General features: G+C 40.0%; 14 protein-coding genes. 3 read left to right on the top strand and 11 right to left on the bottom strand.

Translation table 11 applies throughout. The features are described from left to right. Nucleotides 1-150 precede the first annotated feature (150 nt). The 3 genes from HUS61_RS01710 to HUS61_RS01700 all read right to left on the bottom strand — a co-directional run bounded on the left by HUS61_RS01710 (nucleotide 151) and on the right by HUS61_RS01700 (nucleotide 3631). The gene (locus HUS61_RS01710) at nucleotides 151-1299 is read right to left on the bottom strand and encodes a 5-(carboxyamino)imidazole ribonucleotide synthase (protein WP_175081923.1); all 1149 of its coding nucleotides are present in this window, start codon (nucleotides 1297-1299) and stop codon (nucleotides 151-153) included. Nucleotide 1300: 1 nt separating this feature from the next. After that, a complete protein-coding gene (gene purE, locus HUS61_RS01705) occupies nucleotides 1301-1783 on the bottom strand; it encodes a 5-(carboxyamino)imidazole ribonucleotide mutase (protein ID WP_054553887.1) in 483 nt (160 codons plus the stop codon). A 261-nt stretch (nucleotides 1784-2044) separates the two neighbouring features. Next, on the bottom strand, nucleotides 2045-3631 hold the full coding sequence (locus HUS61_RS01700) for an ABC-F family ATPase (protein ID WP_082401562.1): 1587 nt from the start codon (nucleotides 3629-3631) through the stop codon (nucleotides 2045-2047). A gap of 206 nt (nucleotides 3632-3837) precedes the next feature. On the opposite strand from HUS61_RS01700, the gene HUS61_RS01695 reads away from it, so the two are divergent. Both HUS61_RS01695 and HUS61_RS01690 read left to right on the top strand, forming a co-directional pair. After that, complete coding sequence (locus HUS61_RS01695; RefSeq protein WP_175081922.1) at nucleotides 3838-4359, top strand: TetR/AcrR family transcriptional regulator; 522 nt, start codon at nucleotides 3838-3840, stop codon at nucleotides 4357-4359. A gap of 171 nt (nucleotides 4360-4530) precedes the next feature. Then, nucleotides 4531-5739, top strand: coding sequence for a porin (locus HUS61_RS01690; RefSeq protein ID WP_175081921.1), 1209 nt, complete (start codon nucleotides 4531-4533; stop codon nucleotides 5737-5739). Between the two features lie 535 nt (nucleotides 5740-6274). On the opposite strand, the gene HUS61_RS01685 is transcribed toward HUS61_RS01690, so the two are convergent. The 4 genes from HUS61_RS01685 to HUS61_RS01670 all read right to left on the bottom strand — a co-directional run bounded on the left by HUS61_RS01685 (nucleotide 6275) and on the right by HUS61_RS01670 (nucleotide 8017). Next, complete coding sequence (locus HUS61_RS01685) at nucleotides 6275-6586, bottom strand: antibiotic biosynthesis monooxygenase (RefSeq protein WP_175081920.1); 312 nt, start codon at nucleotides 6584-6586, stop codon at nucleotides 6275-6277. Nucleotides 6587-6591: 5 nt separating this feature from the next. After that, nucleotides 6592-7002, bottom strand: a complete 411-nt coding sequence (locus tag HUS61_RS01680; protein WP_175081919.1) for a GFA family protein — start codon at nucleotides 7000-7002, stop codon at nucleotides 6592-6594. Nucleotides 7003-7023: 21 nt separating this feature from the next. Further along, nucleotides 7024-7455, bottom strand: coding sequence for a DUF3859 domain-containing protein (locus HUS61_RS01675; RefSeq protein ID WP_054553896.1), 432 nt, complete (start codon nucleotides 7453-7455; stop codon nucleotides 7024-7026). Between the two features lie 82 nt (nucleotides 7456-7537). Further along, nucleotides 7538-8017 carry a GNAT family N-acetyltransferase gene (locus tag HUS61_RS01670; protein WP_175081918.1) on the bottom strand — a complete coding sequence of 160 codons (480 nt, stop codon included), beginning with the start codon at nucleotides 8015-8017 and terminating at the stop codon, nucleotides 7538-7540. Between the two features lie 80 nt (nucleotides 8018-8097). Here HUS61_RS01670 and HUS61_RS01665 point away from each other — a divergent pair, with 80 nt between their 5' ends. Further along, nucleotides 8098-8301: a hypothetical protein gene (locus HUS61_RS01665; RefSeq protein WP_175081917.1), complete on the top strand. Its 204-nt coding sequence runs from the start codon at nucleotides 8098-8100 to the stop codon at nucleotides 8299-8301. Nucleotides 8302-8339: 38 nt separating this feature from the next. Here the strand turns inward: HUS61_RS01665 and htpX are convergent, their stop codons facing one another. The 4 genes from htpX to HUS61_RS01645 form a co-directional block, all read right to left on the bottom strand. Next, nucleotides 8340-9200, bottom strand: a complete 861-nt coding sequence (gene htpX, locus HUS61_RS01660; protein WP_167657693.1) for a protease HtpX — start codon at nucleotides 9198-9200, stop codon at nucleotides 8340-8342. A gap of 174 nt (nucleotides 9201-9374) precedes the next feature. Next, nucleotides 9375-10058, bottom strand: a complete 684-nt coding sequence (gene bioD / locus HUS61_RS01655; RefSeq protein ID WP_130051528.1) for a dethiobiotin synthase — start codon at nucleotides 10056-10058, stop codon at nucleotides 9375-9377. A 13-nt stretch (nucleotides 10059-10071) separates the two neighbouring features. Then, nucleotides 10072-10863 carry a methyltransferase domain-containing protein gene (locus HUS61_RS01650; RefSeq protein ID WP_175081916.1) on the bottom strand — a complete coding sequence of 264 codons (792 nt, stop codon included), beginning with the start codon at nucleotides 10861-10863 and terminating at the stop codon, nucleotides 10072-10074. Then, nucleotides 10860-11993 carry an 8-amino-7-oxononanoate synthase gene (locus HUS61_RS01645; protein ID WP_175081915.1) on the bottom strand — a complete coding sequence of 378 codons (1134 nt, stop codon included), beginning with the start codon at nucleotides 11991-11993 and terminating at the stop codon, nucleotides 10860-10862. The genes HUS61_RS01650 and HUS61_RS01645 overlap by 4 nt, the downstream gene beginning before the upstream one ends. Nucleotides 11994-12000 lie beyond the last annotated feature (7 nt).

Genomic DNA, 12000 nt, shown 5'->3' with positions numbered 1-12000 from the left:
AACTAATATTAATATAAAAATATTAGTCTATAGCAAGATGTTCCTGACGCAAGTGCTTTGAGACAAGAGGTACAAAATTAGCGAAGTTTGCGGGTAAATATTAGCGATTAAAAAGCCGAGATAAACTCGGCTTTTAAGAATTTAAACTGATTAGTTTAAAATAAGCTGGGTGCTGGTAGTTGCTACACCTGGGTAGTCTTGCTCTGGCAGAATTTCAGCCAGTGCTGCTAAACGCTCACCTAATTGGTGAAGGTTATCAGCCGATACATTGATATGACCCATCTTACGTCCCGGTTTAGCCGTTTTACCGTACCAGTGGCTAGTAACGTCTTGTGTTGCCAGAACTGAGTGTGGGATTGAAGGCTGACCTAATACGTTGATCATAGCAGTAGGGCGAAGACACTCTGTACTACCTAATGGCAAACCTGCAACAGCGCGCATGTGGTTTTCGAACTGTGAGCAGTGTGTACCCTGCTGTGTCCAGTGACCTGAGTTATGAACCCGTGGCGCAATTTCGTTAACTAATAACGTACCTTGTACATCAAAAAACTCAATTGCTAATACACCTACATAATCAAGCTCTTGCGCTAACTTGTTAAATGCAAGCTCTGCTTGTTCTTGAATTGCTGCTTTTTCTTTACCCGCAACTGAAAGCGTAAGTACACCATTGGTGTGTTGGTTTTCAGTCAATGGATAAATAACGGTGTTACCCGCTTTGTCGCGAGCACCAATGATAGATACTTCGCGGTCAAATGGGATCATCTTTTCAGCGATAATAGAATGCGGCGCACTTTCAGTGCCTGATGCTATGAAATCTGCCATTTCTGACCAGATTTGGTCAATTTGATCATCAGACTTTAAGCGCCATTGCCCTTTACCATCGTAACCCGCTTGGCAAGTTTTGATCACAAGTGGCTTGCCTAAACGCTCTACAGCAGCAATAAGGTGCGCTTTTTCTGTAATTAATTGGTAAGGCGCACATTCAACATCTGTTTTATCAAGTAATGCTTTTTCAAGTGCGCGATCGCCACCTGTTTTAATTGCCGCTTTACCCGGATAAAACTTATTGCTTTGACAACAGAGTGTAAGTACATCATCAGGAATGTGTTCAAACTCTGCTGTAATCGCGTCTGCGTTATCAATAGCTTGTTGTAATGTGCTGTTATGAACTTCACCAGTTAATGGGTGAATGATTTTTTCACTACCCACATCGTAGGCAACAACATTTAAATCAAGCGGTGCACCCGCTAAGCTCATCATGCGAGCTAACTGACCTGCACCTAAAATTAGAATATTCATATTACTCTGCAGGATTAGGGTTAGCTAAGATAGTGTCTGTTTGTTCTTTACGGAAAGCTTCTACTTTTGCGAAGATTTCAGGCTGTTGGCAACCTAAAATTTGTGCCGCTAAAAGGCCAGCATTTGCAGCGCCTGCTTCACCAATAGCAAGAGTACCTACCGCAACACCTTTAGGCATTTGGCAGATAGATAATAAAGAATCAACACCATTTAGTGTTTTAGACTTAACTGGTACACCTAAAACTGGCAGTGATGTAAACGCCGCAGCCATACCTGGTAGGTGCGCAGCACCACCGGCGCCTGCGATAATAATTTTAATGCCGCGATCTGCAGCTGAACTTGCATAGTCAGCAAGTAATTGAGGGGTACGGTGAGCAGAAACAACTTTAGTTTCGTATTCAATGCCGAATTTTTCTAGCATTAACGCCGCATGTTCCATCGTTGGCCAGTCTGATTTGGAACCCATAATAATGCCAACAGTCATAAATACACCTCAGTTAAATAGTTTTCTAAAAAGCGGACTTTTGTCCTTATTTTGTGGCGGGTATTATATACCTAACTCACATCAAGATGCGAGTTTCAGTTGGAATTAAAAGCGATTTCGCAAGGCGTTGATGCAAATAATAGAGGTTCTATTGTTAAAATCGATAACGCAGTATAAATCGCTCTTAAACCACATCAAGATGCGACTCTAGAAGCACAAAAAAGCCATGACATGCATGGCTTTTAATCACTCATCAACTAATTAGGCTTCTTTGCTTGCTAGGTACTCAGTGTATGTACCCTTAAAGTCGATAACTTTGCCGTCTTTGATTTCCCAAATACGGTTTGCAAGCGATGATACAAATTGTCTATCGTGAGATACGAACAATAATGTCCCTTCGTATGCTTCAAGTGCTAAGTTAAGCGCTTCGATTGATTCCATATCCATGTGGTTGGTTGGCTCATCCATTAATAAGATGTTTGGTTTATGCATCATAATTTTGCCAAACAGCATACGGCCTTGCTCACCACCTGAAATCACTTTTACTGACTTTTTGATATCGTTTTGTGAAAACAGCATACGACCTAAGAAACTACGAACAACTTGTTCATCGTCACCTTCTTGTTGCCATTGTTCCATCCACTCAAATAAGTTCATGTCTTGTTCGAACTCGTCAGCATGGTCTTGAGCGTAATAACCGATATTAGCGTTATCAGACCATTTAAATTCACCTTGTTTTGGTGCTAAACGACCAGCAAGGGTATTTAATAGTGTGGTTTTACCAACACCGTTCTCACCGATAATTGCAATGCGCTCGCCTACTTCAACTAGGCCTTCAAGGCCACTGAATAATGTTTCTTCAAAGCCTTGTGTTAAATTTGTTAGCTCTAAGGCATTACGGAATAATTGCTTTTCTTGCTCAAAACGAATAAACGGGCTTTGACGAGAAGAAGCTTTAACTTCTTCAAGCTGAATTTTATCAATTTGTTTAGCACGTGATGTGGCTTGCTTTGCTTTTGAAGCGTTCGCAGAGAAGCGCGATACGAACTGTTGAAGTTCGGCAATTTGGCTTTTCTTCTTGGCATTTTCGCTTAGTAGACGCTCACGAGCTTGCGTTGCAGCAAACATGTACTCATCGTAATTACCTGGGTAAATACGAAGCTCACCGTAATCGATGTCGGCCATGTGTGTACAAACTGAGTTTAAGAAGTGACGGTCGTGCGAAATGATGATCATGGTACAGTCACGCTGGTTTAGTACGTCTTCTAGCCACTTTATGGTGTAGATGTCCAAGTTATTGGTAGGCTCATCGAGTAGCATGATATCTGGATCAGAAAACAGCACTTGCGCAAGTAACACACGCAGTTTAAAACCCGGTGCGATTTCAGACATAGGGCCGTAGTGTTGCTCTGTGCCAATACCTACACCAATTAGTAACTCACCTGCTTTAGCTTCTGCTGAGTAACCATCCATTTCGGCAAACTCAGTTTCTAGGTCTGCTACACGCATACCGTCTTCTTCGCTCATCTCAGGTAAGCTGTAAATACGGTCACGTTCTTTTTTTACTTCCCACAGCTCTTTATGACCCATGATCACTGTGTCGATTACAGAAAACTCTTCGTAAGCAAACTGGTCTTGGTTTAGTTTAGCAATACGCTCGTTTGGATCTGTGCTGACATTACCTGAAGATGGCTCTAATTCACCACTTAGGATTTTCATGAAGGTTGATTTACCACAGCCATTCGCACCGATTAAACCGTAACGGTTACCATCGCCAAATTTTGCTGAGATATTTTCGAATAAAGGTTTAGCACCAAATTGCATGGTGATATTAGCTGTACTAATGATAGCGGTACCCTCCAGCGGGTAAAAAGTAAAAACGAAACTGCGGGCAATTTTAAACTAAAGCCGCTTGGCACGCCATGAAAGTTTAATTAAATACACAGGCTAATTTTACAAGCTCAACACTTACGACTACCTTTAATGAGCGTGCTCATATATGTATATGAGCACGCTCACTATTAAAATAACCAAATAAAAACAGCAGGTTAAAAATGAGCAAACATGGCGATACTCACCAACGTATTTTAGAGGCGGCTTGGCGACTCTTTACTGAGCAAGGGTTTAACGATACCTCTACACGGCAAATTTCAGCAGCAAGCAACATAGCGGTTGGCACCTTGTTTAATCATTTTGCTGATAAAGTTGCTATTTTAGAAGCTTGCCTCGAAGATAAATTTAATGATGTATTAGAGCGCGCAAAAGAAACCGATATACATCGCCCTGCTCGCTTAAAGATTAATCATTACGCACAATATTTTTATCAGTTTTATTGTTTACATCACCGCTTTTATAAGGTGCTCTTTAGCCAGCGATTATTTTCGCAATCATTCCAGCAACAACACATGGAGCTAATTCAATCATTAGTTTTTGCCGACCAACCGCAATTTAATAAAGTAAAAGCAGCTATATTACTCGACTGCTATTTTATGACCTTGTTGTATGGCTTAGGCGCCGAAACCCCAAACACTAAACTCATGCTCAGAACGCTTAGCCAGAAGGTGTCTGTTTTTTAGGCTTGGTAACTCATTGATAATTCAACACAGTGAACCTAAAGTGAATAATTTTTCCTCGATGTAGGTTTGTTGCATGATAATTTTTCACTTTTGACCCTATTTTAGCTTTGATAATCTCCGTCTCTTAACTAAATTATACCTATTAGGGACAATATTTAATCAAGGTACTTTATGAAAAGAACACACACTGCCTTATTTGTTGCAGGCATGCTTGCCATACCTACAGCCAATGCCATCGAGATCTATAACAATCAAACCAATAGCGTTACTGTTGGTGGCTTTATCGATGCAAGAGTTATTAATACTCAAGGCGAAACTGAGGTAGTAAATGGTGCATCACGCATAAATTTTGATTTTAAGCGCCAATTAAAAAATGGCTGGCAAGCGTTTGCTCTACTTGAATGGGGAGTAAACCCAGTCGGTAGTAGTGATATCGTTTACAACAATCGCTTTGAAACAATTCAAGATGAGTTTTTATATAACCGTTTAGGCTATGTTGGTCTTAAACATGACGATTATGGCCAAGTGACATTAGGTAAACAATGGGGCGCATGGTACGACGTTGTTTACAACACCAACTACAGCTTAGTGTGGGATGGTAACGCTGCAGGTGTTTATACCTACAATAAAGATGATGGTGCTGTGAATGGTACAGGCCGCGGCGATAAAGTACTTCAGTATCGAAATACCTGGGGTGGTTTACATTTAGCACTTCAAGCACAGCTAAAATCTGATGAATTTTATACCTGTGATATCGTTGATATTTCAAGAAGCTCTTGTGAAGTACTTTGGAACCAAGGCAACAATGCTGCACAAAAAGTAGAATTTAACTCGACTTATGGGGCCGCACTCACCTACTCGGTTAGCCCTAATTTAAAAGTCACTGCTGGTGTTAACCGCGGCCAGTTCGATATTGTGTACGCAGGTGGCAGAAATCAATCAGTAAACGATTTAATTTATGGTATGGGCATTACCTATGGTGATTTTTATAAACCGGGTTGGTATGCATCAGCGAATATAAATAAAAACGAAAACCACGATACAGACAACTTAGGCCGCTTAATAAAAGATGCTGTTGGTCTAGAGTCTATTTTAAGCTATCGCTTTGATAATGACATTCGTACCTTTGTTGCTTATAACGTTTTTGATGCCGGTAGTGACTATGTTATTCAGCCAAACTTTAATGCCGACCCTGAAGATGTGTTTAAACGCCAATTTGCAGTAATTGGTGCGCACTACTTTATGAGCGATGACACCATTTTATATATCGAAGCCCGTAAAGATTTTAGCGACTTTTCGAGTAATGACGCTGAGCAAGAAGCACAGATGTCACAAACCGAAGATGACGGTATTGCCATTGGTTTTAATTACACTTTGTAGTTACGATAAACACTAAGCCCACTATTGTGGGCTTTTTTCCAATCCAATTACACACTTTCAAGATTGTTCGCAATATCAATCAACAACTGCTATTACTTAACAACCATAAAATAAAATACGTAATTAGTTGAGGTTGTTGTGTCTAACAAGATAAAGCTAATTCTACTTTCATTAATTTCTAGCGTTTCGTTCATGCTTTTTTACTGGCTAACAAATGTCAGAGAGTCGGATTATGTATTAGGTGTTAGTTCCGATTTATCGGGTGGTTTAGTAATGGGGTTTGCTATTGGTGTGATGCTAGTTACATTAAGCACACTTAAGTTAAACAAGTATTGAGTGTTTTTTGGAAACAAACGTTTAAACCGTTTTGACTCTTCACTTCCAAATAATGTGATTGTGGCTAATTATTTCATGAGCTCCTTTTTAGATCCTACACACTTACCCTGCTTATTAAAAAGCTCAAATTTAGGGGTTATGCCGAGATTGAAATTAAACCAAAAACAGTATGATGTGTTCTTTTTGTGGTTAATGATTATCATAATGAATAATCACGTTCTACTTTAGCAATACGCGTTGTAAAGGCGCTGTACCATTTGTCTCTGCCGAGCTGTTGGGCATTTAAGTGCTCTACGTTTTGTTTCCAGGCTTTTATTGCATCTAAGCTTTGCCAATACGACACCGTAATACCCAAACCATCACGAACAGACTCCATACCTAAATACCCAGGTTGTTGCTCTGCAAGCTCAACCATTCTATTAGCCACTTCTTCATAACCGGCGGTATCATCTGATAAGGTATTCGTAAAAATCACGGCGTAATATGGCGGTTTTGGTGTATTCGCTATCATGGCTGTTACTTCCCTCTACTTGGTTCAAAACCATCATAACATGGTATTTCTGCGTCAAATGTATCCCAATTTGCTTTAGAGCTTACAAAGTTATGGCTAATCGGACGCTCGTTTATATCGCTATCTAATAAACCTAAGCGAATACGTAAGCGGCTTGGGTCATCTTTATTTTCGCTATAAATAGGCGAGCCACAACAGTTACAAAAATAGCGAATTCTGCCGGGTTTAAATTCAAACGCACTTAAATGCTGCTTGCCTTCTGTGAGGTTAAAACCATCTCGTTGAATAAAGCCATTGGTTGCGTAGGCTGTGCCTGAGTTTTTACGACATAAGGAGCAATGACAATGAATAATTGAGTCTATGCCACCAGCAATAGTTACTTTTACTTTGCCGCATAAACAACTTCCTTGATACATAGTCCCTCTCAGGTTTAAAGATTAATAACCGCGATGCTTCCAAAATTCAGTGGCAGTGCCTTCGGCTTCCTTTAATAAGTTAAAGGATTTATCGGCAATTATATGGCCATTTAACTCAATAGTCATTCGCCAAATACCTACTTTATTGTCAACAGGTGCCCATATCGTATCACCTAAATAAAACTGCCAATCGTTTGTTTTAACGTACTGCTCGCCCTCAAATGGTGGCATGATCTCGCCATCTTCATCGGGGATATCTGGGTGGTAAACGCAAAATTTAATTTTTTGTCCTTTAGCCTTTTTAATATTAACAATAAAGCCAAATTCAATATCTAACTGTGCAGGAACGTCTGTTGTAAATTCGGTAATTTGAGGCAGGTCTTTCTCTTTTGCATCCCAATGACTGTAAATACCGTAACTTTCAATACTGGTAATTGGTTTGGCTTTTGCCATATCTGCAAGCGCTCCTTTTTAAAAATGAGGCGCTATTTTATAGTAGCAACCCTAGCAGAACAAGATTGTACTATTATAGTAATTAGCTAACGTATTTTACCCAGTGAGTGTCATGTTGTTGAAAGCCACATTTAGTTAAAAGTTTAATACTTGCGCTGTTATTTGGGTTAACTAAAGCTAACACACTGTTTAGCGGAGCAGGTACAAAGGTCGTCAGTTTTTCAAATAGCATATCCATTACCTTTTGCATTATTCCTTTGCCAAAGTATTGTGACGATAACTCAAACCCCAACATGCCCTGCCCGTCAATTATGTTAAATACGCCTACACTGCCAATAACTTGCCCACTACTTCGTAAAACGATAACTAAACGAATGCCTTGTTGATTATAAAAACGTTCTATGTCGCCTTGAATAAAGTCGTACACGTCACCTTTCGTTATATCAGCGCCGTAATCATTAAACGTTTGTACTTGCGGATCTTTTAAAATATCCCATATCGCTTGGCAATCTTTATGTCGAATTGGGCGTAAGTCAAACGCTAAGTCATCGTGGCTAGACACGTTAATTTCTTCTTTTTGCTTTATGAGCTGGCATTATTGTCTTACTATAAACGCAATTTCAAGCAATTAGATTAAGTTCGATGAGTGAAGAATTTAAAGTAATTCAACCTACCACTACAGTTTACTGTAAAGAGCGCGGTGAAGGCTGGACCTTAACAGGGATCACCAGTATTGATGAACATACTTCTGTGATGTTTGATGGCGTAAGATATACCTTACCTGCCCGTGAAATTATTGAGGTATTATTGCCACAACAACTCGAGCGAGAGAAAAACCAACAATAAAAAAAGCCAGCTTGATGCTGGCTTTTTCGTATTTAAAATTAACGTAATGCGTTAATACGTTCATCAAGTGGTGGATGCGATGAGAATAACTCGGCAACACCTTTACCGCTTGCAATACCAAATGCCATCATTGAACCTTCTAGTTGTGATGGATGGTTTTGTTTTAAACGCTCAAGGGCGCTACGCATTTTATCTGCACCTACTAGTCTTGCTGCACCCGCATCCGCAGAGAATTCGCGTTTACGGCTGTAGTAAGCAACAATCACGCTTGCTAGAACACCAAATAACATTTGGAAAATCATATCGAACAAGAAGTAAGTCCAGCTACTACCGCCCTCTTCTTCATCACTATTAAGAAAGTTATCAACAATACCTGCCAATACTTTCGCCATAAAGATAACAAAGGTATTCACTACACCTTGAATAAGAGTAAGCGTTACCATGTCACCATTTGCAATGTGAGATACCTCATGAGCCAATACCGCCTCAGCTTGATCTTGATTCATGTTGTGTAATAAGCCTGTGCTCACAGCCACCAGTGAGTTGTTCTTACTTGGACCGGTCGCAAATGCGTTCATTTCAGGACTATCGTAAATAGCCACTTCTGGCATCGCGATACCTGCTTTTTTAGCTTGCGCTGCTACCGTCGAAACTAACCATTGTTCTGTTTCAGAACGAGGCTGTTCAATAACATGTGCACCGGTTGATTTTTTTGCCATCCATTTCGACATAAATAACGAAATAAACGAGCCACCAAAACCAAACACAGTTGAAATAACTAAAATGCCGCCTAAACTGCGATGGCTAATACCCAGTACGCTCATCACAATAGACAACACAATACCTAACACTAGCATTACCGCTAAGTTTGTAAGTAGAAACAAAAATACACGCTTCATAAAAACCTCAGAATAAACATACCAATTGTATTAACTAACGACATGGTTAAAAATCGTTAGTTAATAAAATTATCTGGGTGTTCTACCAACTCAGTTTAGGGCTTATGCAATTGGTTGCAAGGAACTAATTGCAACCAATTGTGACAGAGTATGTCAAAAGTAACAACTCAATTATTATGGGTTGATAGATAAAATTTCAAGTAAGGTTTTGTAAATTTTTAATTTAGGGGTGCCGTCTGTATACGGACTAATCGCTAAAAGCGGGAAAGGTAGTGCTGATTTCAAAGTTTCTAAATTGGCGTCTTGTTCACGCATGTTTGGGTCTACATGATTTGCTATCCAACCTACACAATTTACACCAAGCGCTTTAAAGTGAGCAGCTGTCAGTAGTGCGTGATTAAGGCAACCAAGCTTCATGCCTACTACTAGAACAACATTAAGGTTTTGTGATTTAACCCAATCGCTGAGTAAATCGGTTTCGTTAATAGGTAAACACCAACCGCCTGCACCTTCTGTAAGAATATAATCGGTATTGAGTGCTTTTACATTTGCATAAGCAACATCAAGTTTATCAAATGTCAGTCTGTCACCTACTTGGGCAGCTGCAATATGCGGTGCAATGGGTGGCTCATAGGTAAAGGGGTTAACAATGTTATATTTAACCCCAATTGATGAGCTTTCCATTAAGGTTAATGCATCATCATTCACTAGCTGACCAAATGCTTCTTCTGCACCTGCTGCAATGGGTTTAAAACCCACCGCACGCTGTTTATGTTGCGCTAGTAAGTTTAATAATAAACTGGTTACATGGGTTTTTCCGGCATCGGTGTCTGTACCCGTGATAAAAAATTCTTTCATTTTTGAGTTAATTCTATTTTTCTAGTTCTAAAAGGACAACTTGATAGCTCACTCTAGCATGCCCATCAACCAGAGGGTATGCCCTACAAACACTATTAAGTGCCTGCCTCGTTAATAACCCTTGGCGTTTTTGCTTAGTTTGCAATGAGGTAGCACCAATCGCTTTTATCGACCGCAGCGCATCTAAAGGAGAATTATAGGCATCTATATAACATCTATCAGCTGCAAAATTCAGTTTAAACCCCGCCAATTTTGCATACTCAATAATATGACTAGCACAATGAAACTGATTAATATGGTTTTGCTCGTCTAAACAAGCGAAAGCCTGTTTGATTTCTTTAAGTGATCCATCTACCACACAGCTTAAATAAACCTTACCGCCCGCTTTTAGTGAATAAAAAAGACTTTTAAGTAGCCCTTTTAAATCAGCAGACCATTGCATTGCAAAATTACTAAACACACAATCTAGCGAATTTTGCTGTAATGGTAGGTTATCCATATCAGCACACACTTTTAAACAATGCGGGTTTTGCTCTGTGCTTAACATGGAATGACTTAAATCCATTGCTAATACAGTATTAAAATGTGTTTTAAGCAATGCCGTGTTAACTAAAGGCCCAGCACCTAAATCTAGGCAAGTACCCTGCTGATGTTTACTTGCCATCATTTTAAATAAGTGCGCAGCCGCTTGTTTTTGTACATTAGCATGGCTTGTGTAATTTGCAGCTGCTTTAGAGAACTTAGTTTGTGTTGTTAGCTTATTACTGTGTTGAAAGCTTAAAGGCGCTTGCAGTTGAACACTCATAAACACTCCACTAGCGAATCAACAAGCTGTTTTATATCGTCAGCTTGATGCGCGCTACTTATGGTTACTCTAAGTCGTGCCGTATTAAATGGCACCGTGGGCGGTCGAATAGCGGTTAACCACACGCCTTTACCTTTAAGCTTATTAGCAACCGCTAGCGTGTGTTCTGCATCGCCCAGTACCAAAGGCTGAATAGCCGTTGTTGATTCCATTAATGCTAAGTTATGCTCTTTGGCAAGTGCTCTAAAGTAGGCAATATTCTCTGTAAGTTGAGCGCGTCTCTTATCAGCTTTTAATAACTTTTCGAGTCGTTCAAGAATACAATTTGCCATCAGTGGTGACATTGCCGTTGAATATATGTATTCACGATTAAACTGCAGCATGTAATCAATCATTTTCTTTGATGCAAGCAGACAAGCCCCACTACTTGCTAGTGCCTTGCCAAAGGTGATAATCAGTAAATCAGGCTTGATTACCTCACAACTCCCTAAGCCTTGCTCGCCTAACACGCCAAAGCCATGGGCGTCATCAATCATCAGCCACGCATTGCTTTGTTTAGCAAGTTTACAGAGTGCTTCAATGGGGGCTTGATCGCCATCCATCGAAAACACCCCTTCGCTCACTATGAGTTTATGCTTTGCTTTTGACTTTTGTAACCGAGATTCTAAGTGCCTAAGGTCGTTATGATTAAACCGCACCATAGCAGCGGCAGAATGAAGGCCGCCATCAATTAGGCTGGCATGATTAAGCTTATCTTGAAAAATTGCCGATGATTGCGCCACGCTTTTATCTTGAAACAACGCTTTTAATACGCTGCTATTAGCACTAAATCCGCTATTAAATAACATGGCGCTTTCATAGCCTAATAACTCGCATAAACGCTGCTCAAGCTGTTGTTGTGGTTTATTATAACCATTCACTAATGCTGAACTGTGGCTCCCTAGATGCTGCGCTTGTATTTCAATAAAATCATCAGCAAAGCCAAGATAGTCATTACTGGCAAAATTTAAATACTGTTTGCCTGCAACCTGAATAAAGCGCCCGCTTGATTGCTCAACAAGTTGACGCTTTCTCAGCAATGCATCTGCTTGTCGCTCAACAAGATGCTCGGCAATAAAATCAAAAGCCATTTAATTG

The sequence above is a fragment of the Pseudoalteromonas sp. 0802 genome (assembly GCF_013350085.1).
GTDB lineage: Bacteria > Pseudomonadota > Gammaproteobacteria > Enterobacterales > Alteromonadaceae > Pseudoalteromonas.
Note: the sequence above shows the minus strand (reverse complement) of the source record. Positions and strands in the feature narration are given on the sequence as shown.